A 21397-nucleotide genomic window follows, 5' to 3' on the forward strand; every position below is an offset into this window, starting at 1 on the left:
CCGCCAGCGAGGAGGCAGGCGACCCGGCCGGACACCGAGAGCGCCCTTCGAGCTGACGCGCCGACCACTCACTGCTCACCGACCCACAGGGCCGACGGCACGCGAGTGGCGCCGATGGCGAGTCGTTCGCCGCAGCAGCTCGAAAGGCCCGCAGGACCACCTCACGGCCGGGGCCAGCACGGCCAACCCGTCGACGGCCGGGCCCGGCACTGCCACCCCGTCGAAGGCCCGGACCAGCACGGCCACTGTCGCCGACGGCAGGCCGGCGGGTCAGGCCGGGGCGTCGAGCACCCGCTCCATGGCGGCCCGGGCGCGACGGCCGGTGCGCAGGTACTCGTCGAGGAACTCCCCCGGGTCGTCCCCGCCGAGCAGCCGCACCACGCCGGCCAGCTCCACCCCGTGCCGGGGCAGCTGGTCACCGGCCCGGCCGCGGACCAGCATGAGCGCGTTGCGGACCTGGGCGGCGAGTGTCCAGCCGGCCGCCATCTCGGCCGCGTCCTCGGGGTCGACCAGCCCGGCGTCGCGGGCCGCGGCGAGCGCGGCGAGGGTGCTCGTGCCGCGCAGCGCGGGCAGCCGGCCGGCGTGCCGGAGCTGGAGCAGCTGCACCGCCCACTCCACGTCGGCGAGCCCGCCCCGCCCCAGCTTCGTGTGGGTGGCGGGGTCGGCGCCCCGGGGCAGCCGCTCGGTCTCCACCCGGGCCTTGATCCGGCGGATCTCCACCACCTGCTCACGGGTCAGGCCGTCGGCCGGGTGGCGCACCGGGTCGATCATCGCCTCGAACTCGGCGCCCAGGTCGGCGTCGCCGCAGACGAACCGGGCCCGCAGCAGCGCCTGCGCCTCCCACACCTTGGACCAGCGGGCGTAGTACTGGGCGTACGCGGCGAGGCTGCGCACCAGGGGGCCCTGCCGGCCCTCGGGGCGCAGGTCGGCGTCGACCCCGAGCGGCGGGTCGGGGGCGGGCGCGGAGAGCAGCCGGCGCAGCTCCTCGGCGACGGCGTGGGCGGCGGCGGCCGCGCCCTGCTCGTCCCCGCCCGGCGGTGGGTCGTAGACGAAGAGCACGTCGGCGTCGGAGAGGTAGTTCGACTCGCGCCCGCCGAGCCGGCCCATGCCGATCACCGCGAAGCGCAGGCCGGGCGGCCCCGGCTGGGCGGCCCGGGCGGTCCGCAGCGCGGCGGCCAGGGTGGCGTCGGCGACGTCGGAGAGGGCGGCCCCGACCGCCGTGACGTCCGCCAGGGTGGGCACCCGGCCACCGCCGTCCGGCGACCGCGGGGTGAGCGGGGCCAGCGCACCGGCCCGGCTGAGCACGTCGGCGCAGGCGAGCCGGACCAGCTCGCGGCGGCGGAGCGCGCGTACGGCACGGGTGGCCTCGACCGGGTCGTCGTGCCGGGCCGCGGCGGCGGTGAAGCCCTCGCCGAGCACCTCGCGCGGGCGCGGGGTCAGCTCGGTGTCCTCGGCCAGCAGCCGCAGCGCCTCCGGCTCCCGGGCCAGCAGGTCGGCGGCGTACCGGGAGGAGGAGAGCACCCGGGCCAGCCGGCGGGCCACCGGGCCGGAGTCGCGCAGCAGGCGCAGGTACCAGGGGGTGCTGCCGAGCTTGTCGGAGACCTGCCGGTAGTTGAGCAGCCCCCGGTCCGGCTCGGGCGCGTCGGCGAACTCGCTGAGCAGCACCGGAAGCAGCGTGCGCTGGATGGCGGCGGTGCGGCTCACTCCGCCGGTGAGTGCCTGGAGGTGCCGCAGCGCCCCGGCCGGGTCGGCGAAACCGAGGATCTCCAGCCGGTGCCGGGCCGCCTCCGGGGTGAGCCGCAGCCCCTCGGCCGGCACCCGGGCGACCGACTCCAGCAGCGGCCGGTAGAGCAGTTTGGCGTGCAGCCGGCGTACCTCGGTGGCGTGGGTGACCCACTCGGCGCGGAACTCCTCGACGGCGCTGCGGCCCGGGGTGGCCGCGTAGCCGAGCGCGGCGGCCAGCCAGCGCAGCGCGGCCGGCTCGGTCGGCACCGTGTGGGTGCGGCGCAGGCCCTGGAGCTGGAGGCGGTGCTCGACGCCGCGCAGGAAGCGGTAGCCGCGCAGCAGCGCCTCCCCGTCGGCGCGGCCGACGTAGCCGCCGGCGACCAGGGCGCGCAGCGCGGGGATGGTGCCCGGCGGGCGCAGCGACTCGTCGACGCGGCCGTGCACGAGCTGGAGCAGCTGGACGGCGAACTCGATGTCGCGCAGCCCGCCCGGGCCGCGCTTGATCTCGCGTTCCAGCTCCTTCGGCGGAACATGGTCGATGATCTTCCGGCGCATCGCCCGGACGTCCTCGACGGCCTCCGGCCGCTCGGCGGCGGTCCAGACCAGCGGGGCGAGCGCGTCGATCCACTCGCGGGCCAGCGGCAGGTCGCCGGCCGCCGGCCGCGCCTTGAGCAGCGCCTGGAACTCCCAGGTGCGCGCCCAGCGGCGGTAGTAGGCCAGGTGGCTGGCGAGGGTGCGGACCAGCGGCCCCCGGTTGCCCTCGGGACGCAGCGCGGCGTCGACCGGCCAGGCGACCAGCCCACAGATGTGGATCAGCCGGGTGGCCACCTGGGTCGCGGCGGCCAGGTCGTCGTCGGTGGCGGCGACGAAGATGACATCGACGTCGGAGACGTAGTTGAGCTCGTCGCCCCCGCACTTGCCCATCGCCACCACGGCCAGCCGGGGCCGGGCCGTGCCCTCCGGCAGCTCGTCGACGGCGATGCCGTAGGCGGCGGCCAGGGTGGCGTCGGCGAGCCCGGAGAGCGCCGCCATGGTCTGCTCCAGACCGCGACCGCCGGTCAGGTCGGCCGCCGCGATCCGCAGCAGCGCCAACCGGTACGCCTGCCGCAGCGCCGGGATCGGGCCGGTGGCGGCGGTCAGCCGGGCGGCCGCCGCCAGGTCGAGCCGGCCGTCCGCGGAGGGCGCCAGCCCGTCCGCCTCGGTGGCCAGCACGGGCCACTGGTCGGGGTTGGCCACCAGGTGGTCGCCGAGCGCCGAGGAGGCGCCGAGGACCGCGACCAGGCGGCGGCGCAGCCCCGGGTCGGCGGCGAGCGCGTCCAGCACGGCCGGCTTCTCCCCGGTGCGCCGTTCCGCCTCGACGACGCGGTGCAGCTGGCGCAGCGCCAGGTCGGGGTCGGCGGCCCGGGACAGGGCGGCGAGCAGCTCGCCGGCCGCCTCGTCGGCGGGTTCCTGCTCCTCGACCCGCCACAGCCCCAGCCCGTCCGGACCGAGCAGGTCGGCGGCACGCGGCCCACCGTCGCCCTCGGCGAACCCGTAGCGGGCCAGGCGACCCCGCGCCGGTCGGGTCATCTCAGTGCCCGAGCAGCGGCAGGGTGGGGCGGATGGTCGCGTCCTCCAGCTCACCGAGGGCGAGAGCGGCGAACCGGACGGCGAACGGCTGCCAGACCTCCTCCACGTCGGCCATCACCCGGTCGCAGGCGGCCACCACCAGCTCCGGGTCGTAGCCCAGCTCGGCCAGCAGCTCGGAGTCGCGGGCCCAGTCGGCGATCATCGCGGTGTCGCACTCGATGTGGAACTGGAGCCCCCAGGCCCGGTCGCCGAGGCGGAACGCCTGGTGCGGGTAGCGGGTCGAGGCGGCCAGCAAGGTGGCACCGTGCGGCAGCTGGGTGATCTCGTCGCTGTGCCACTGGAGCACGTCGGGCATCAGCGGCACGTACCGGAAGAGCGGGTCGTTCTCGGCCGCGTCCCGCTTGCCCACCACCCCGGGCCCGACCTCGGGCCCGGACGGGCTGCGCTCGACCTGCCCGGCGTGGGCGGCGGCCAGCAGCTGCCCACCGAGGCAGACCCCGAGGGTGGGGATCCGCTGCCGGACCGCCTTGCGCAGCAGCCCCTCCAGCGCGGGGAACCAGGGCGCGCCGGGGCTCCCGTCGGCCAGCGGATAGGCCTGCTGCTCGCCGCCGAGCACCACGAGCGCGACGTATCCGTCGAGGTCGGCCGGGAGCTCGTCACCGGCGTGCGGGCGCAGGACCCACAGGTCCAGGCCCCCCTCGGTGAGCCACTCCCCCAGGCGGCGGAGGTCGTCGGTCGGGTCGTTCTCGATCACCAGCGCGGTCGCCACGACGTCGAGGCTATCCGGTACGCCCGACGACGGCCGGTCCGGCTCGGCCGCACTAGGCTCCCGTCGTGCCCACCGACGACTGCCTGCGCCCACCGGCCCTGCGTCCCGGCGACCAGGTGATGCTGGTCTCGCCCTCCGGCCCGACCCGGCCGGAGCGGGTGGCCCGCGGCATCGAGCTGCTCACCGGCTGGGGGCTGCGCCCCGTGCCCGCGCCGCACGCGTACGCCCGCCAGGGCTACCTGGCCGGCGCCGACGAGCTGCGGGCCGCCGACCTGAACACCGCCTTCGCCGATCCGGAGATCCGCGGCGTGATCTGCACCCGGGGCGGCTACGGCGCGCAGCGGGTGGTGGACCTCGTCGACATGGCGGCGGTCCGCCGCGACCCGAAGGTGGTGGCGGGCTTCTCCGACATCACCGCGCTGCAGTTCGCGCTCTGGCGGGGCGCCCGCCTGGCCGGCGTGCACGGCCCCGGGGCGGCGTGGCGGGACGACCGCACCCCGCTCCGCTCGGCGGAGTCGCTGCACGCCGCGCTGATGACGACCGAGCCGGTGACGATCGAGGCGGTGAAGGAGGAGGAGACGTTCGCCGTCCGGGTGCCCGGGCGGGCGGAGGGGCGGCTGCTCGGCGGCAACCTGTGCCTGATCACCGCGTCGATCGGCACCCCGGACATGCCCGACCTGACCGGGGCGGTGCTGCTGGTCGAGGAGGTGCAGGAGCCGCCGTACAAGGTCGATCGGATGCTCACCCACCTGCGCCGCTGCGGCGCCCTGGACGGGATCGCCGGGGTGGCGGTGGGCCAGTTCACCGAGTGCGCCGACGGCTGGGACACCACGATCACGGACGTGCTCGCCGAGCGCCTGGGCGACCTCGGCGTCCCCGTCCTGGGCGGCCTCCCCATCGGCCACGGCCCCGACCAACTGACGGTCCCGGTAGGCACCCCGGCAGTCCTCGACGCCACCACCGGCACCCTCACAGTCACCCCCGCCGTCCGCTGACCCGCCCCCACCCCCCGACCCCGCGTCGATCATGGGGTGAGGTGGGCCACCGCGCCGGTTTCCAGGGCGATCCAGACCGCTCCGTCGGGGGTCACCGTGAGGCCGTGGGGTTCCGAACCCGGGGTGGGCAGGTCGTAGCCGGTGATGTGGCCGGCCTTGTCGATGTGGCCGATGCGGTTGGCGGCCCACTCGGTGAACCAGCAGCCGCCGGCCGGGTCGGCGACGATGGCGTGCGGGCGGGCCGTACGGTCCGGCAGCGGGAACTCGTCGATCCGGCCGTCCGGGGTGATCCGGCCGAGCTGGCCGGCGGCGATCTCGACGAACCAGAGCGCCCCGTCGCCGCCGCAGGTGATGCCGACCGGCCCGGCGGCCTCCGTGGGCAGGGGATGCAGGGCCACCTGACCATCGAGGGCGACCCGGGCGATCGCGTTCGCCTGGTTGAGGGTGAGCCAGAGGGCGCCGTCCGGCCCGGCGGCCAGCATCGACGGGAAGCCCTTGGCGACCGGCAGTCCGAAGGTGGTGACTGCCCCGTCGACGGTGACCCGGCCGACGGTGTCGTCGCCCATGCCGGCGTACCAGAGGGCGTCGTCCGGGCCGACGGCGAGGCCGCACGGCGCGGTCCCCGGCGGGAGCGCGACGGCGCTGGTCGTCCCGTCGACCGTGATCCGGCCCAGCCGGTCGTCGCCGGAGCGGGTGTACCAGAGCGCGCCGTCCGGGCCGGTGGTGATGATCAGCGGGCGGCTCTCCGCGGGGTCGGCCAGGTAGGTGCGCACCTCCGCGTCCGGGCCCACCCGGGCGACGCCGCCCGTCCCGGCCAGCGTCAGCCAGAGCGCGCCGTCCGGGCCGGTGGTGATCCCGTACGGCCCGGAGCCTGGTTCCGGCAGCTCGATCTCACGGATGGAGGGGTTCGTCATGCGGCTTCGCCTTCCGTCGGTGACCGGCCCACACTCCCGGCCGAAGCAGCCCGTCGCAACTGGTTTGTCCCGGTTCCCGGGGTCGATTGCCAGCGCGCTGACAGGTTCGCCACGGGTTGCCCCCAGCTACGCCGGTCACTGTCGGTGACGTCATCGCACCACCACCGAACAGGAGAACCGCATGATCCGCAGGATGTCGAAGAAGCACCTGCTGGCCGGCCTGGCCGCCGCCGGCGTGCTCGGCGTCGGGATCGCCGCCCCGACGGTGGCGCTCGCCGACGACAAGAGCCCGAGCCCGAGCCCGAGCGCCAGCACGAGCACCGACCAGGGCACCGACCGACAGCAGCAGCGGGCCGACCGGCAGGCCGACTTCGCCGAGGCGCTCGCCAAGGAACTGGGCGTCCCGGCCGACAAGGTCACCGCGGCGCTGGAGAAGCTGCGCGAGCAGCGCCAGGCCGACCGGCCCGAGCGGCCGTCGACCGAGGACCGGCAGGCCGCGCTGAAGGACCGGCTGGACCAGGCCGTCAAGGACGGCAAGCTCACCCAGGAGCAGGCCGACGCGGTGCTGAAGGCCGCCGAGGCCGGCGTCTTCCCGGGCCCGGGCGGTCACGGCCACCGCGGCGGGGACGGCCGCTGGGGCAGGTGACCGGGGTGGCCCCGCCGACTCCTCACCGGCCGCACCTCCTTCCCGGCCGGCTTCCGATCCCCGGCGGGGCCACCCACTGACGTGCAGCTTCGGGTGCGTTTGTTGTCGTCGGCTCGACAACAAACGCACCCGAACGCTCATCCGCCGGCGGGCGGGGTGAAGACGCCGAGGTGGTTTCCCGACGGGTCGAGCAGCTGGGCGTGGGTCAGGCCGCTCGGCGCGCTGCGCGGCGGCACCAGCACCTTGCCGCCGGCCGCCTCGGCCCGCCGGCAGGTGTCCGCCACGTCGGCGACCTCGGCGTAGAAGATCGCGTAGTTCGGCGAGCTGCCGTCGGTGGCCCGGATCGCGCCCCCGATGCCGCGCTCCCCGCCGGCGGCCGTCTGCCGGTACGACGCCCCCGGGCCGCCCTGCTCCTCGAAGGTCCAGCCGAACAGGTCGGCGTAGAAGCGCTCGACCTCCGCCGGACGGTCGGAGCCGATCTCGAACCAGGTCACGGGCGTGCTGGACATGTTTCCTCCTGAGGTTCGTGCCGGCCGGTCGGCCGGCGTCGTCAGGAATAAGCCTCGGCGACCGGCGCGACACCGTCCTGTCGGTGTTTCCCGGGAATCCGGGAATCAGACCAGGCTCAGTGGACGCACCCGCCCGGCGGGGATGTCCAGGTCGTCGGGGCTCAGCTCGCGGGTCACCGGCTCGGCCAGCGGGTGCACCCCGACGATCCGGTCGGTGCGGAAGCAGCGCAGCCCGTCGCGCAGCCGGCACCAGCCCACCAGGTACCAGTGCGTCGCGTTGCCCAGGTAGGCCAGCGGCTCCACGTCGCGGGCCGACGTCGCGCCGGCGCGGTCCGCGTAGCGCAGCCGGAGCACGCGGCCGGCGGCGACCGCGTCGGCGACGGCGGCCGGGACGGGCGCGGCCGGACCGCCGCCGATCAGGTGCACCCGGCCGGCGAGGCGGTGCGCCTCGGCGGCGTCGGCGGGCGGCATCACGGCGACGAGCTTGCGCAGCGCCGCGGCGGCGGCCGGGGCGAACGGCGTGCCGCCCAGCCGGTGCAGCGCGACGGCCATGGCCACCGCCTCGCCGGGGGTCAGATTGACCGGCGGCAGGGTGCGCGCGCGGTCGACCACGTAGCCACCCGTGCGGCCCGGCTCGGCCCAGATCGGCACCCCGGCACCCTGCAACGCGGTGATGTCCCGCTCGATGGTGCGGGTGCTGACCTCGAAGCGGCCGGCCAGCCACCGGGCGCTGCGCGGCCGCGGCGACACCGCCCGCAGCTCCTCCACGAGGGCGTAGAGACGGTCGGTGCGGTTCACGCCCGGAGGCTATGCCCCCGGTACGACACGCTCAGGCGCGTGGTGCCACGGGCGACAGCGCCTCCCCCGCCCTGATCTAGAGCGACAGGTAACGCTGCCGCTCGTAGGGGGTGACCTCGCGGCGGTACTGCTCCCACTCGGCCCGCTTGTTGCGCAGGAAGAAGTCGAAGACGTGCTCGCCGAGCACCTCGGCGACCAGTTCGGAACCGGCCATCACGTCGATCGCCTCGGCCAGGTTCTCCGGCAGCGCCGGGTAGCCCATGGCGCGGCGCTCGGCGGTGCTCAGCGACCAGACGTCGTCCTCGGCGCCCGGCGGCAGCTCGTAGCCCTCCTCGATGCCCTTGAGGCCGGCGCCGAGCATGACCGCGAACGCCAGGTAGGGGTTGGTCGCCGAGTCCAGCGAGCGGACCTCGACCCGGGCCGAGTTCGGCTTGCCGTAGGCGGGCACCCGGACCAGCGCGGACCGGTTCAGGTGACCCCAGCAGACGTACGCCGGGCTCTCGGTGATCCGGTCCGGCAGCGCCTGCGGGAAGAGCCGCTTGTAGGAGTTGACCCACTGGTTGGTGACGGCGGTGTATTCCCGGGCATGGGTGAGCAGCCCGGCGATGAACGACTTGGCCACCTTGGAGAGCTTCATCGGGTCGCCCGCGTCGTGGAACGCGTTGCGCTCCCCCTCGAACAGCGAGAGGTGGGTGTGCATGCCGCTGCCCGGCTGGTCGGTGAAGGGCTTCGGCATGAAGCTGGCCTGCACCCCGGTGGAGAGGGCGACCTCCTTCACCACATGCCGGAAGGTCATGATGTTGTCGGCGGTGGTGAGCGCGTCGGCGTAGCGCAGGTCGATCTCCTGCTGGCCGGGGGCCACCTCGTGATGGCTGAACTCCACCGAGATGCCGATCCGCTCCAGCGCCAGCACCGCCTGCCGCCGGAAGTCGCGGGCCACCGCGTGGGTGGTGTGCTCGAAGTAGCCGCCGGTGTCCACGGGGATCGGCAGCGAGCCGTCCTGCGGGCCGTTCTCCAGCAGGAAGAACTCGATCTCGGGGTGGGTGTAGAAGGTGAAGCCCTTCTCGGCGGCCCGGGAGAGCGCCCGGCGCAGCACGTGCCGCGGGTCGGCCCAGGACGGGCTGCCGTCGGGGAGCAGGATGTCGCAGAACATCCGGGCGCTCTCGCCGCTGACCCCGCCCTCGAAGGGGAAGACCTGGAAGGTGGTCGGGTCGGGCATGGCGACCATGTCCGACTCGAAGACCCGGGCGAAGCCCTCGATGGCCGAGCCGTCGAAACCGATGCCCTCCTCGAAGGCCGCCTCCAGCTCCGCCGGGGCCACCGACACGCTCTTGAGCGTGCCGAGCACGTCGGTGAACCACAGCCGGACGAACCGGATGTCCCGCTCTTCCAGCGTACGGAGGACGAACTCCTGCTGACGGTCCACTTCCACCCCTCGTGACACGTACGTCCGCGCCGGTCGGCCGGCCGGGCCTGACCGCCCAGTCTCCACCGGGCTCGTTACGCCGACGTTACGCCCCCGGCGTCTCCCGCGTCCGGTCGGATTCGGGCCCTCCGGCTGGGGCAAGATGAGGTCATGCCCACCCTGCGTCTCGCCCTGTGCCAGGTCGACCCGACGGTCGGCGACATCGCCGGCAACGCCGGCATGGTCCGCGACTGGACCCGCAGGGCGGCCGACGCCGGCGCCCAGCTGGCTCTCTTCCCCGAGCTGATGCTGACCGGCTACCCGGTCGAGGACCTGGTCTTCCGCCGGTCCTTCGTCGCCGCCTCGCGGGCCGCGCTGCACCGGCTCGCCGCCGACCTGGCCGCCGACGGCCTCGGTGACCTGCCGGTCCTGGTCGGCTACCTGGACGCGGACGGCCCGCCGCAGGTGAGCGCCGACGCCGAGCCGGGCCGGGGGGCCCGCAACGCGGCCGCGCTGCTGCACGGCGGGGCGGTGGCCGCCACCTACTTCAAGCACCACCTGCCCAACTACGGCGTGTTCGACGAGGACCGCTACTTCGTCTCCGGTGACGCGCTCACCGTGGTCCGGATCGGCGGGGTGGACGTCGCGCTCACCATCTGCGAGGACCTGTGGCAGGCCGGCGGCCCGTTCGCGGTGGCCCGGCAGGCGGGCGTCGGGCTGGTGCTCAACATCAACGGCTCGCCCTACGAGCTGAACAAGGACGACATCCGGCTGCCGCTGGTCCGCCGCCGGGCGGCCGAGGCGGGCGCCACCATCGCGTACGTGAACATGGTCGGCGGCCAGGACGAGCTGGTCTACGACGGCGACTCGATGATCGTCGACGCGAACGGCACGCTGCTCGCCCGGGCGCCCCAGTTCGTCGAGCACCTGCTGGTGCACGACGTGGAGCTGCCGCGGGCCGGGGAGCCGGTCGGCGGCGAGGAGGTCGCCGACGACATGCGGATCGTCCGGGCCAAGGTCAGCGACATGCTCCCGGCGGCACCCGCGGGCGAGGTCGCGGTCGGTGGGATCTTCGCGCCGGTCGCCGACGAGGCGGAGGTCTGGCAGGCGCTGGTGCTGGGCCTGCGCGACTACGTCAACAAGAACCGGTTCCCCTCGGTGGTGCTCGGCCTGTCCGGCGGCATCGACTCGGCGGTGGTGGCGGCGCTGGCCGTCGACGCGCTCGGCGCGAAGCGGGTGGTCGGGGTGTCGCTGCCCAGCCAGCACTCCTCCGAGCACTCCCGCGCCGACGCCGAGGAGCTGGCCAAGCGCACGGGCCTCGACTTCCGGATCGAGCCGATCCAGCCCATGGTGGACACCTTCCTGGCCAACCTGTCGCTCTCCGGCGTGGCCGTGGAGAATCTCCAGGCCCGGGTCCGTGGCGTGATCCTCATGGCGCTGTCGAACCAGGAGGGCCACCTGGTCCTCACCACCGGCAACAAGAGCGAGCTGGCGGTGGGCTACTCCACCCTGTACGGCGACTCGGTGGGCGGCTACAACCCGGTCAAGGACGTCTGGAAGACGCTGATCTGGCGGCTGGCCAGGTGGCGCAACGCCGATGCCGAGCGGCGCGGTGAGACGCCGCCGATCCCGGAGAACTCGATCGGCAAGCCGCCGTCGGCCGAGCTGAGCCCGGGCCAGCTCGACAGCGACAGCCTGCCGGAATACGACGTGCTCGACCCGATCCTGATCGGCTACGTCGACGGCGACCTGGGGCGGGAGGGCCTGGTCGCGTCCGGCCACGACCCGGCCATCGTCGACCGGGTGCTGCGGATGGTGGATACCGCCGAGTACAAGCGCCGGCAGTCCGCCCCCGGCACCAAGATCTCCATGAAGGCGTTCGGCCGGGACCGGCGGCTGCCGGTCACCAACCGCTGGCGCGAGGACGGCTGATCCGCGCCCGGCGGGCCCGCCGCCGGGAGTGAAATCCTCCACTCCGCCCTGCCCCCGGCCGGTGCCCCGGTGCGACGATCGCGGCGGAACCCGGGGACCGCGAACGCGGCCTCGAGGAAGGAGAGAGTCATGGTGGAGTCCACCCCGACCGAGGTGACCGCCCTCTACGGCGGGCCGGCCACCCGACGGGTCCGCACCCGCGACCTGATCGCCGCCAAGGAGCGCGGCGAGCGCTGGGCGATGCTCACCTCGTACGACCAGTACACCGCCTCGATCTTCGACCAGGCGGGGATCCCGGTGCTGCTGGTCGGCGACTCCGCGGCGAACAACGTCTTCGGCTACGAGACCACCCTGCCGGTGACCGCCGAGGAGCTGCTTCCCCTGGTCCGCGCGGTGGTGCGGGCGACCCGGCAGGCGCTGATCGTCGGTGATCTGCCCTTCGGCTCCTACGAGGAGGGGCCGACGCAGGCGCTGCGGACCGCGGTGCGGTTCATGAAGGAGGGCGGCTGCCACGCCGTGAAGCTGGAGGGCGGCCGGCGCTGCGCCGCCCAGATCGAGGCGATCGTGGGTGCGGGCATCCCGGTGATGGCGCACATCGGCTTCACCCCGCAGAGCGAGCACACCCTGGGCGGCTACCGGGTGCAGGGCCGGGGCGACACCGCCGAGGAGGTGATCGCCGACGCCCGTGCGGTGGCCGAGGCGGGCGCCTTCGCCGTGGTGCTGGAGATGGTGCCCGGCGAGGTGGCGAAGCGGATCACCGCCGAGCTGCCCATCCCCACGGTGGGCATCGGCGCCGGCCCGGACACCGACGGGCAGGTGCTGGTCTGGCAGGACATGGCGGGGCTGCGCACCGGGAAGGCCCCGCGCTTCGTGAAGCGCTACGCCGACCTGGCCGGCGCGCTGACCGACGCCACCCGCCGCTACGCCGAGGAGGTGCGCGGCGGCCAGTTCCCCGCCGCCGAGCACACCTTCTGACCGCTCGCCGGGCGGCGCGGCCCGCGGGCCGCGCCGCCCGGCCGGTCAGACCACACAGAACTCGTTGCCCTCCGGGTCGGCCAGCTGGAACGAGTAGTGGTCGTTGTCCGGCACGTCCATCCCGCCGAGCACCCAGGCGCCCAGGGCGGTCAGCCGGGCCACCTCGGCGTCCACGCGGGACCGCCGCTCGGCGAGCGGCACGGCGCGCCCGCCGCCGGCTCCCGACAGTCGATCACCAGTTGCCATTCCATGCGGCGATGGTGCCGCACGGGTACGACGTCACAGGTCGGTGACGCGGATGCCGGCGTGCGCCTTGTAGCGCTTGTTGATCGCGATGAGGTTGGCGGTGAACGCCTCGATCTGGTGGGCGTTGCGCAGCCGGCCGGCGTAGATGCCCCGCATCCCCGGGATCCGGGCGGCCAGCGCGGCGACCACGCCGACCAGCTCGCGGTCCTCGGTGCAGATCAGCACGTCCAGGTCGATCCGGTCGACCTCCGGGTCGGCCAGCAGGGGCGCGCTGACGTGGTTGAAGGCGGCGCAGACGCGGGAGTCGGGCAGCAGCGCGGCGGCCTGCTGGACGGCGCTGCCCTCGGCCACGGTCAGCGCGTACGGGCCCTGCTTGTCGAAGCCGAGCGGGTTGACGCAGTCGATGACGATCTTGCCGGCGAGCGGGCCGGCCAGCGCACCGACGACGGCGGCGTGCCCGTCCCACGGCACCGCCACGATCACCACGTCGCTGCGGCGGGCGACCTCGTCGTTGTCCGCGCCGGACACGGCGGCGCCGGCCGGCACGCCGGGCAGCGCGGCGATCTCGGCGGCGGCCTGGGCGGCCCGGTCGGCGGCGCGGGAGCCGATCAGCACGGTCTGCCCGGCCCGGGCGAACCGGTAGGCGAGACCCCGCCCCTGGTCGCCGGTGCCACCGATGATGCCGACGGTCAGCCCGGAGACGTCGGGCAGCGTGGTCGCGTCGTAAGCCATACGGGTCATCCTCGCAAAGGTCACCGCACGGCGGCGCGGCCGGGCGCTGTGACAATCCCCGCGCTCCGCGGGCTCACGCCTTCTCGAAGGCGACCTTGCGCTGGTCCGGGTCGGCGACGGTCAGGCGGACCCGGACGCGCTCGCCGAGCGGCAGGTCGCCGGTGCAGCGGGCCCGCACCGGCGGCTCGTCCAGGGCGACGGTGCCGCCGGGCGGGCGCCCCGGACGGCCGTTGCCCGCCGGGCGCGGCTCGTCGACGTCCACCACTGCCGCCTCGAAGGTCTCGCCCACCCGGTGCGCCAGCAGCACCGCCTCGGCCAGCTCCACCGCGCCCCGGGTGGCCGCGGACGCGGTCCGGTCGGTGGTCGCCATCACCTCGGGCAGCTTCGGCAGCGCGGCGCGGACGTGCTCGGGCACCTCCCGGCCCTCGTGCAGGGCCAGGCAGACCTCGGTGGCGTACCGGTCGGCGAGCCGGCGCAGCGGCGCCGTCACGTGGGCGTACGCGGCGGCCACCCCGCCGTGCTCCGGCTGCTCGGGCAGCTCCCCGTCGAACGCCGTGTACGCGGCACCGCGCATCAGCTCGGCGGCCTGGTCGACGAAGGCCGCCGCCCGGGGCTGCGAGGCGTCCAGCCCGGCGAGCACCGCGCCGACCGTGGCGCCGGCCGGCCAGGGCACGCCGAGCGGCCCGGCGGCCAGCCGCAACCGGTCGACCGCCTCCGGCCGGGGCGGCGGCATCGTGCGCAACAGGCCGACCCGGCCGGCCAGCATGAGGTCGGCGGCGGCCATCCCGGTCAGCAGGGAGATCTGGGCGTTGTGCTCCTCCATGGGGCCGGGCCCGCGCAGCACCAGCCGCCAGCCGTCGCCGTCCGGCTCGACGTCCTGCTCGGGCAGCGGCAGGTTGATCGCCCCCCGGCGCAGCCCACGGGCGGTGAGCAGGGCGCCGATCTCGGGCAGCAGGGCGATCGGCTCGGGCAGCCGGCCGGCGTCGGCGTCGCGCTGCACCCCGGAGTAGTCCAGCTTGGCCCGGCTGCGGATCCGGGCCCGTTCCAGGTTGACGGCGACCGTGCCGCCGTCGGCGTCGAGGTCGATGGTCCACAGCACCGCCGCCCGGTCGGCGTCGGGCAGCAGGCTGGCCGCCCCCTCGCTGAGCGTGTGCGGGTGCAGCGGCACGTTCCCGTCGGGCAGGTAGACGGTCTGCCCCCGGCGCCAGGTCTCCGCCTCGAGCGCCCCGCCGGGGCGGACGTGGGTGAACACGTCGGCGATCGCGTACCGGATGCGGAAACCGCCACCGGGACGGCGGGCGAGGTGCATGGCCTGGTCGAGGTCGCGCGAGGTCGCCGGATCGACGGTGACGAAGGGGACGTCGGTCCGGTCGGCCACGGCGGGCAGCGGCGCGGCGGCGGCCGCGTCGGCCTCGCGCTGCGCCGCGGCCGGGAAGTCTTCGGGAAGTCCCAGCTCGCGGCGCAGCGCGCCGAAGTCGATGCGGGGCGCCAGTACGCGTCGGATCACCACGGGGTCAATCCTGACAGCGCCCCGCGTGATCCGCTGACCGGCGCGCGCCGGTCAGCGGCGGACGCCCGCCGTCAGGCGGCGGACCTGCGGGCCGGCGCCTTGCGCGCGGTGGTCTTCTTGGCGGCCGTGGTCTTCTTGGCCGGCGCCTTCTTCACCGCGGTGGTCTTCTTCGCGGTGGCCTTCTTGGCGGGCGCCTTCTTCGCCGCCGTCTTGCGCGCCGCGGGGCGCGTCGAGGCGGTGGTCTTCTTGGCCGGCGCCTTCTTGGCGGGCGCCTTCTTGGCGGCGGTGGTCTTCTTCGCGGCCGTGGTCTTCTTGGCCGGGGCCTTCTTCGCCACGGTGGTCCGCTTCGCCGCGGTCGTCGTCTTCCTCGCCGCGGTGGTCTTCTTGGCTGGCGCCTTCTTCGCCGCGGTGGTCTTCTTCGCCGCGGTGGTCTTCTTCGCGGTGGCCTTCTTGGCGGGCGCCTTCTTGGCGGTGGTCTTCGTGGCCGGCGCCTTCTTGGCGGGCGCCTTCCGCGCCGCTGACACGGCCTTCCGGGCGGTCGCCTTCTTCGCGGCGGCCTTCTTCGCCGGCACCCGGCCGGCGCCGGCGCCGGAGGCGTTCGGGGACGCCTTGGTGGCCGTCGTCCTGCCCGCGGTGGTCCTCTTCGCGGTCGTCCGTTTCGCGGCCGGGCGGGTGGCCTGCTGTGCTTCGGCCATCTCGGTTCCCTTTCCTGGGGACGTGCTCTCGCCCTCGCGGAGCACGGATCACCTCGACGCGGGCCGTCCCGCGCCGTCTACCTGTCCTCCCCGGCCCAACGGGCGTCCTCGGCCTCCCACGCTTCGTTGCGCTGCCGCACCTGCTGCAGGGCGTTCTCCGCGTCGGCGGCTGAGGCGTACGGTCCGAGAACGTGCTTCGCGGGACACACGTCGGCATCGGTCTCGACCCGGTGGTGACGGGTGCACCAGTAGTAGTGCCCGCCACCACGTCCGTCGTCGCTCATGCGATCACTGTGCACCGCGAAGCGCCCGGCCGCCACCGGAACGCCGTAAATAGTCGCCGATGTCCTCCACAGTAGACCTGGTCAGGGCGGTTCCGGGCCGGAACGGCCGAAGACGGGGCAGCCGGGTGCCGGGTCGAGGGCGCACAATCCCGGGGTGCGGTTCGGGGGAGGACGGTCGGCACGCCGGCGGGGCCTGGTGGCCGGCGTGGCGCTGGCGGGGCTCGTGGCGGTCGGGCTGACGGTGGGGGTCCCGCTGCTGCGTGACCGGTCCCAGCACCGGCTGGAACGCCGGGCCGACCGGGAGGTGACGGCCACCGCCCAACGCACCCGGGCCGTTCTGCTCGCGGAGCCGGCGGCGCGGGAGGCCGACCTGCGGGTCGCCGCCGACACGGTGGACGGCGTCGAGGTCCTCTCGGCGGCCGTGGGCGCCGCCGAGGTCCGGCTGGTCTTCCGGGTACGCGTGGCGAAGACCGCCGCGTCCGTGTTCGGCTGGCAGCGGGCCGAGGCCGCCGCCTGTTTCGCCCAGTCGGTGCGCCCGGGGGCCGCCCCCGCCCCGCTGGAACGGCTGCCCTGCCCGGGCTGACCGGCGCTCTCCCCCGAACGGCCGGTACCACCGGCGGCCGGGTCCGGACAGGATCACCGCTCATGATCACCACAATGGCCGGCCCGGGGGCGTGTCCGGAGTGCGGGGCGGCGACGGTGTCGATCCGCGAGGCGCTGCCCTGGTGCGCCGGTTGCGAGTGGAACCTCGACGGATACGACCGGGCCCGCCAGGCGCCCGAGCTGGGCTGGTCCTGGATCGACCGGCGGACCCACCGGCTGGCCACCCGGCTGACCCGCCAGCAGTACGCGGCACTGGCCGGCCGGCCGCTGGGGTCGACCGGGTGGAGCCTGGCCGGCGCGCTGACCGTCGGCATCTCGATCCTGCTCCTGGTCGGGGTGCTGGCCGTCGCGGTGCTCGGGGTGTGGCTGCTGATCGCGTTCCCGTTCCCGAACTTCGCCATCGTCGTGGGGCTGGCGCTGATCGGGCTGGCGCTGGTGCTGCGCCCGCGCTTCGGCCGGGTCCCGCCGGACGTGGACGTGCTCACCCGCGCCGAGGCGCCCGAACTGCACGCCCTCGTCGAGGAGGTGGCGAGCAGCATCGGCGCCCCGGTGCCGCACGTGCTGGGGGTCGACAGCGACCTCAACGCGTACGCGACCGCCGTGGGCCCGCGCCGGCGGCGGCTGCTGTGCCTCGGGCTGCCGCTGTGGGGCGCTCTCGACGGGCCGGCGCGCGTGGCGTTGCTCGGTCACGAGCTGGGCCATTTCGTCAACGGCGACGTACGGCGCGGACCGCTCACCCAACCCGCGCTGAACATGCTCGGCATCGCCGCCGACCTGTTCCGGCCGGCGCCCGGCACGTACGGCGTCGGGCTGCTGGCGCTGATCGGCGAGTGGCTGGGCCGGATCCTGTCCGGGACGCTGTCCCGGCTGCTCTTCGTCGGCCACCTGGCGCTGGCCGCCACCGCGCTGCGCGGCAGCCAACGGGCCGAGTACCTGGCCGACGAGATGGCCGCCCGGGCGGCCGGCACGGCGGGCGCGACCCGCCTGCTCGACGTGCTGCTCAGCACCGAGTCGGTGGCGCTGGTGGTGCGCCAGGCCGCCCGGGGCGGACACGGGCCGGCGGCCTGGCGGGCCGGGACGGCCCGCTCGCTGGCCGCCGCGAACGACCGGCTGCCGCTGGTGCGCCAGCTCTCCGTGCGGGAGGAGATGTCGCTGTTCGCCACCCATCCCCCGGCCGGCCTGCGCCACCGGATGCTCACGGCGCGGTCCTGGCAGGACCCCGCCGTGGTGCTCACCGACGCCCGGGCCGAGCGGATCGACGCCGAGCTGGCCCGGCACTACGAGCGGGCCGGCCGGATCGTGAGCTGGGCCGGCTGACCTCGCCGGGAGCCGGCCGGTTCCGGTGGTGGCCGGCTGACGTCGACCCGGGCCGGTCCGTCGCGTCGCGGGCCGGCCGGTGGTGTCAGGTGGGTGCCGGCACGGGCTCCGGCACGGGTTCGGCGGCCGGCGCCGGGCGGGCGGCGGCGACGGTGTAGGCCACCGCGTACGGGGTGCAGGCCAGGTAGAAGACGGGCTCGATGAGCACCCGGTCGGTGATGAGGAACCGTTCCCAGGCGGTCGGGCGGGGCAGCCCGAGCGACGAGTCGGTCCAGCAGGTGAGCAGCCACAGCGGGGCGGAGACCCGGTCCACGGTGTCCTGCGGCGCCCCGTCGGCGACCGGCCCCACGGGTGCCGCCGGGATGGCGGAGACCACCGCCAGGACGACCGCGGCGTCGGCCGCGACCAGCGCGCCCAGCACCCCGACGGCCCAGGCCAACCGGGTCCTCCCCCGGCGGGCCAGGAGCCCCGCACCCCAGAGGGCCGGCACCAGCAGGGCGAGCCAGAGCAGCAGCCCGGGAACGGTGCCCGGCAGGCCCTGCTCACCCCGGCGGCCGAACGCGGCGAGCACCACCGCCACGGTCAACCCGATCGGCAGCACGACGCCGAGCGCGGTGGCCAGCGGCCCGGTGCGTACGGTCCGTCGCGCGGCGCGGGTGACGAGGAGGGCGAGCCCCGCGCCGGCCCCGGCCGTGAGGCCGGACCAGAGCGGCAGCTGCGCCGCGGCGGCCCAGGCGACGCGGAAGCCGAGCATGGCGTACGCCAGGCTCATCACCACGGCGGCGACCCCGACGACCGCGACGCACGCCGGCGGGGCGAGCAGCAGCAGCCGGGCGGTGCGCCACAACCGCCGGTGCAGCACGGCCCGGTCGACCACCGGCGCCGCGGCCCGGCTGGTGGCGAGGCTGGCCGCGAAGCGCAGCATCCGCCACCGCTCCCCGCGCCCGGCCAGGACGTGCAGCTCGGCGTCCCACTCGCGGATCAGCTCGGCGCGCAGCTCGGCCGGCCAGCGCCGCGCCGCCGCACCCAGCAGGAGACCGGCCAGCCGGCGGGTCACCACGCCGGGGCTCCGGTCGGCTCGGCCCCGCCCCGGGACGTCCCGCCCTCCGGGGCGAGGGCGCGCAGCTCGGCCAGCGCGAGCCGGGCCGCACGCACTCCCTCGCCGGTGAGCCGGTAGTAGCGGCGCGCGGGCCGGCCGGCGGCGGCCGGGTCGACCTCCTCCCAGTCGGCGGCCAGCCAGCCGGCCGCCCAGAGCCGGTGCAGGACGGGATAGAGGGTGCCGCTGGGCAGGCCGGTGAGCTTCATGAGGTCGAGCCCGTAGCGCCGGGCCTCGGGGTCGGCGAGGAGCGCGGAGAGCACCTTCGCCACCGGGATAGTCAACCGCATGAGGGTGACTGTATCGGAACCCTACATAGGGGTGTGCCCCACGACCTGCTGGAGGAAGGCGGCCAGGTTGGCGGTGGTCCGGTCGATCTTCTCGGCCAGCGTGATGGACTCGTCGAGGCGCCGCCCGGCGTCCTTCCGCCCTCGCAGGTAGAGCGAGCAGGCGAGGTCGGTGCAGAGGTAGCTGCCGACCGAGTTGCCCGCCCGCCCGTCCGGCCCGGCCTTGCGGGCGGTCATCAGCGAGACGCCGTCCCCGGTGTGTGTGGTCAGGCAGAGCGAGCACATGCTGCGCCGGGCCCGCCCGGCCTGCGACGCCACCCGCAGGGCCACCCCGAGCAGCCCGGCGCCGGACTCGGCGACCAGGTAGGCCCGGTCGGCCCCGGCCGGGTCGCGCCAGCCCAGGAAGTCGAGGTCCGCCCAGGGGCGCTCGGCCAGATCCCGGGGCAGGGCCAGGCGCTTCGCCTCACCCTTGGTGCAATTGACGAAGGAGGCCCGGATGGCGGGCTCGGACAGGGGTGTCATAGGCGCTAGTCTAGACCCCCTAGGTAAAAGGCTAGGGAAACTAGACGTGGGGTGGGACACATGGCCCGTACGGGGTTGACGGTCGAACGCCTGATCCAGGCTGCCGCGGAGATGGCCGACGAGGTCGGCTTCGAGAACGTGACCGTCTCTGCGCTCGCCCGCCGGTTCGGGGTGAAGGACGCGAGCCTGTACTTCCACCTGAGAAACGCTCGGGAGCTGCGCGTCCAGGTGGCGATGCTGGCCTTGCAGGAGATGGCCGACGCGGCCGCCGACGCGCTCGCCGGGCGGGCGGGCAAGGACGCGCTGGTCGCCTTCGCCAACGCCTACCGCGACTACGCCACCCGGCACCCCGGCCGGTACGCCGCCGCGCAGCTGCAACTCGACCGCGAGACGGCCGAGGCGAGCGCGGCCCGGCGGCACGCGGAGATGACCCGGGCGATCCTGCGCGGCTACCAGCTGGCCGAGCCCGACCAGACGGACGCCGTACGCCTGCTGGGCAGCACCTTCCACGGATACGTGACGCTGGAACGGGCGGGCGGCTTCCGCCACACCCCGCGTACGACGGACGCCACCTGGTCCCGCACCCTCGACGCCCTCGACGCCCTGCTGCGGAACTGGCCGCCGCAGTGAGGGCGGGTCAGCGGGGCAGCCGGCGGACGGCCAGCAGGGCGATGTCGTCGGTCGGGTGCTCGGTGTCCAGGGCGGCCATGACGGTGGCGGTCACCGTGTCGACGGGAGCCAGCGGGACGGCCGCGGTCAGCCGGGCCACACCGGCGTCGAACAGCTCCCCACGCCGCTCGACCAGCCCGTCGGTGTAGGCGACCAGGACCGAGCCGGGCGGGAAGTCGACCCTCGTGGTGTGCCGCACCCGGCTCCGCCCGCCGGTGCCGAGCGGCGGATCGATGTGCGCGTCGAGCAGGGCGTTCGGTCGGCCGGGCACGGCCAGCACCGGACGCGGATGGCCGGCCACGGAGACGTGCAGCGTCTCCCGGTCGGGGGAGATCATCGCGTACAACGCGGTGGTCAGGCTGCCGGCCTCGAAGTGGACCACCTTCCGGTCGAGCAGGGTGAGCGCCTCCGCCGGATCGTCGGAGACCAGCGCGTAGGCGCGCAGCGCGCTGCGGACCCGGCCCATCACCACGGCGGACTGGAGGCCGTGCCCGGAGACGTCGCCGACGACCACGCCCAGCCAGCCGGACGGCAGGTTGAAGACGTCGTACCAGTCGCCGCCGACGCCGGAGGCGTGGCCCGGCACGTAGCGGCCGGCCAGTTCCAGGTCGGGCAGCTGGGGCAGCTCGGCGGGGATCAGGCTCCGTTGCAGGGCGAGTGCGGCGGTCTGGTCGAGGGTGTTCGCCCGGGCGCTGCTGGCCAGGCTCACCCGGTCGGCGACCAGTTCGAGCAGGCGGACGTCGTCGAGGTTGAACTGACGGGGCGACAGGGTGCCCACGTGCAGCACGCCGACGAGCTCGCCCCGGGCCATGATCGGCACGCCCAGAAGGGACTGCAGGCCGATCTCCAGCAGCACCGGGTTGACGACGTTGTCGGAGGTGACGGTCTGGATGATCACCGGCCGCCGGGTGAGCGCGACCTGGCCGGCGAATCCACGGCCGATGGAGACCCGGAAGCCCTGCCGGACCTCCTCCTCCAGCCCCCGGGCGGCGGTGGCCACCAACTGCTGGGCGCGGACGTCGAGCAGGAGAATCGCGGCCGTGTCGACCCGCAGCAGGTCACGCACCCGGTCGAGCAGCTCGTCGAACAGGTCCGCCACATCGAGTCGGGACAGCGTCGCGTCGGTCACCGCCTCGACACGGCGCAACCACTGGTCGTCCCGCAGGACCTCCGCCCGAACCACCCCACGATCCTAGTTG

22 protein-coding genes are annotated in these 21397 nt (G+C 75.2%); 7 read left to right on the forward strand and 15 right to left on the reverse strand.

The window, feature by feature from the left end; all coding sequences use genetic code 11:
* Nucleotides 1-270: 270 nt before the first annotated feature.
* On the reverse strand, nucleotides 271-3294 hold the full coding sequence (locus tag ACQP12_RS25270; RefSeq protein WP_433282543.1) for a bifunctional [glutamine synthetase] adenylyltransferase/[glutamine synthetase]-adenylyl-L-tyrosine phosphorylase: 3024 nt from the start codon (nucleotides 3292-3294) through the stop codon (nucleotides 271-273).
* Between the two features lies 1 nt (nucleotide 3295).
* Nucleotides 3296-4063 (reverse strand): type 1 glutamine amidotransferase, encoded by a 768-nt coding sequence (locus tag ACQP12_RS25275; RefSeq protein WP_433282545.1) that lies wholly within the window; start codon nucleotides 4061-4063, stop codon nucleotides 3296-3298.
* Nucleotides 4064-4128: 65 nt separating this feature from the next.
* On the opposite strand from ACQP12_RS25275, the gene ACQP12_RS25280 reads away from it, so the two are divergent.
* Nucleotides 4129-5058 (forward strand): S66 peptidase family protein, encoded by a 930-nt coding sequence (locus ACQP12_RS25280; protein ID WP_433282546.1) that lies wholly within the window; start codon nucleotides 4129-4131, stop codon nucleotides 5056-5058.
* Nucleotides 5059-5087: 29 nt separating this feature from the next.
* On the opposite strand, the gene ACQP12_RS25285 is transcribed toward ACQP12_RS25280, so the two are convergent.
* Entirely contained in the window at nucleotides 5088-5972 is an 885-nt protein-coding gene (locus tag ACQP12_RS25285) for a virginiamycin B lyase family protein (RefSeq protein ID WP_433282548.1), read from the reverse strand.
* A 181-nt stretch (nucleotides 5973-6153) separates the two neighbouring features.
* Between ACQP12_RS25285 and ACQP12_RS25290 the strand changes: the two genes are divergently transcribed.
* Nucleotides 6154-6618 carry a hypothetical protein gene (locus ACQP12_RS25290; protein WP_433282550.1) on the forward strand — a complete coding sequence of 155 codons (465 nt, stop codon included), beginning with the start codon at nucleotides 6154-6156 and terminating at the stop codon, nucleotides 6616-6618.
* Nucleotides 6619-6755: 137 nt separating this feature from the next.
* Here ACQP12_RS25290 and ACQP12_RS25295 read toward each other — a convergent pair whose 3' ends face one another.
* The 3 genes from ACQP12_RS25295 to glnA form a co-directional block, all read right to left on the reverse strand.
* Nucleotides 6756-7127: a VOC family protein gene (locus ACQP12_RS25295; protein ID WP_433282552.1), complete on the reverse strand. Its 372-nt coding sequence runs from the start codon at nucleotides 7125-7127 to the stop codon at nucleotides 6756-6758.
* A gap of 105 nt (nucleotides 7128-7232) precedes the next feature.
* The gene (locus ACQP12_RS25300; RefSeq protein WP_433282554.1) at nucleotides 7233-7925 is read right to left on the reverse strand and encodes a helix-turn-helix transcriptional regulator; all 693 of its coding nucleotides are present in this window, start codon (nucleotides 7923-7925) and stop codon (nucleotides 7233-7235) included.
* 76 nt (nucleotides 7926-8001) lie between these two features.
* Entirely contained in the window at nucleotides 8002-9351 is a 1350-nt protein-coding gene (gene glnA, locus ACQP12_RS25305; protein ID WP_357939623.1) for a type I glutamate--ammonia ligase, read from the reverse strand.
* 150 nt (nucleotides 9352-9501) lie between these two features.
* Between glnA and ACQP12_RS25310 the strand changes: the two genes are divergently transcribed.
* Both ACQP12_RS25310 and panB read left to right on the forward strand, forming a co-directional pair.
* Nucleotides 9502-11262, forward strand: coding sequence for an NAD+ synthase (locus tag ACQP12_RS25310; protein ID WP_433282556.1), 1761 nt, complete (start codon nucleotides 9502-9504; stop codon nucleotides 11260-11262).
* A gap of 129 nt (nucleotides 11263-11391) precedes the next feature.
* Entirely contained in the window at nucleotides 11392-12237 is an 846-nt protein-coding gene (gene panB / locus ACQP12_RS25315) for a 3-methyl-2-oxobutanoate hydroxymethyltransferase (protein WP_357939619.1), read from the forward strand.
* 45 nt (nucleotides 12238-12282) lie between these two features.
* On the opposite strand, the gene ACQP12_RS25320 is transcribed toward panB, so the two are convergent.
* The 5 genes from ACQP12_RS25320 to ACQP12_RS25340 form a co-directional block, all read right to left on the reverse strand.
* Nucleotides 12283-12483: a VOC family protein gene (locus tag ACQP12_RS25320; protein ID WP_433282558.1), complete on the reverse strand. Its 201-nt coding sequence runs from the start codon at nucleotides 12481-12483 to the stop codon at nucleotides 12283-12285.
* 33 nt (nucleotides 12484-12516) lie between these two features.
* Nucleotides 12517-13215 (reverse strand): NADPH-dependent F420 reductase, encoded by a 699-nt coding sequence (gene npdG, locus ACQP12_RS25325; RefSeq protein ID WP_357939615.1) that lies wholly within the window; start codon nucleotides 13213-13215, stop codon nucleotides 12517-12519.
* Between the two features lie 73 nt (nucleotides 13216-13288).
* Nucleotides 13289-14725, reverse strand: coding sequence for an RNB domain-containing ribonuclease (locus ACQP12_RS25330; RefSeq protein ID WP_433282561.1), 1437 nt, complete (start codon nucleotides 14723-14725; stop codon nucleotides 13289-13291).
* Nucleotides 14726-14796: 71 nt separating this feature from the next.
* Entirely contained in the window at nucleotides 14797-15420 is a 624-nt protein-coding gene (locus tag ACQP12_RS25335) for a histone (protein ID WP_433282563.1), read from the reverse strand.
* Nucleotides 15421-15497: 77 nt separating this feature from the next.
* Nucleotides 15498-15704 (reverse strand): hypothetical protein, encoded by a 207-nt coding sequence (locus ACQP12_RS25340; RefSeq protein WP_357939609.1) that lies wholly within the window; start codon nucleotides 15702-15704, stop codon nucleotides 15498-15500.
* Nucleotides 15705-15858: 154 nt separating this feature from the next.
* On the opposite strand from ACQP12_RS25340, the gene ACQP12_RS25345 reads away from it, so the two are divergent.
* Both ACQP12_RS25345 and ACQP12_RS25350 read left to right on the forward strand, forming a co-directional pair.
* Entirely contained in the window at nucleotides 15859-16287 is a 429-nt protein-coding gene (locus tag ACQP12_RS25345) for a hypothetical protein (protein WP_357939607.1), read from the forward strand.
* A gap of 62 nt (nucleotides 16288-16349) precedes the next feature.
* Nucleotides 16350-17624: a M48 family metalloprotease gene (locus tag ACQP12_RS25350; protein ID WP_433282566.1), complete on the forward strand. Its 1275-nt coding sequence runs from the start codon at nucleotides 16350-16352 to the stop codon at nucleotides 17622-17624.
* Nucleotides 17625-17709: 85 nt separating this feature from the next.
* Here the strand turns inward: ACQP12_RS25350 and ACQP12_RS25355 are convergent, their stop codons facing one another.
* Genes ACQP12_RS25355 through ACQP12_RS25365 form a run of 3 tightly spaced genes read right to left on the reverse strand, consistent with a single transcriptional unit; the run spans nucleotide 17710 to nucleotide 19529 of the window.
* Nucleotides 17710-18684 carry a hypothetical protein gene (locus ACQP12_RS25355; protein ID WP_433282568.1) on the reverse strand — a complete coding sequence of 325 codons (975 nt, stop codon included), beginning with the start codon at nucleotides 18682-18684 and terminating at the stop codon, nucleotides 17710-17712.
* A complete protein-coding gene (locus tag ACQP12_RS25360; protein ID WP_433282570.1) occupies nucleotides 18678-19010 on the reverse strand; it encodes a PadR family transcriptional regulator in 333 nt (110 codons plus the stop codon). The genes ACQP12_RS25355 and ACQP12_RS25360 overlap by 7 nt, the downstream gene beginning before the upstream one ends.
* Nucleotides 19011-19031: 21 nt before the next feature.
* Complete coding sequence (locus ACQP12_RS25365) at nucleotides 19032-19529, reverse strand: FBP domain-containing protein (RefSeq protein WP_433282572.1); 498 nt, start codon at nucleotides 19527-19529, stop codon at nucleotides 19032-19034.
* A 60-nt stretch (nucleotides 19530-19589) separates the two neighbouring features.
* Between ACQP12_RS25365 and ACQP12_RS25370 the strand changes: the two genes are divergently transcribed.
* Complete coding sequence (locus ACQP12_RS25370; RefSeq protein WP_433282574.1) at nucleotides 19590-20159, forward strand: TetR/AcrR family transcriptional regulator; 570 nt, start codon at nucleotides 19590-19592, stop codon at nucleotides 20157-20159.
* Nucleotides 20160-20166: 7 nt separating this feature from the next.
* On the opposite strand, the gene ACQP12_RS25375 is transcribed toward ACQP12_RS25370, so the two are convergent.
* Nucleotides 20167-21381 carry a PP2C family protein-serine/threonine phosphatase gene (locus ACQP12_RS25375; RefSeq protein WP_433282576.1) on the reverse strand — a complete coding sequence of 405 codons (1215 nt, stop codon included), beginning with the start codon at nucleotides 21379-21381 and terminating at the stop codon, nucleotides 20167-20169.
* Nucleotides 21382-21397 lie beyond the last annotated feature (16 nt).

It is taken from the genome of Micromonospora sp. CA-244673, from assembly GCF_050948395.1.
Taxonomy (GTDB): domain Bacteria; phylum Actinomycetota; class Actinomycetes; order Mycobacteriales; family Micromonosporaceae; genus Micromonospora.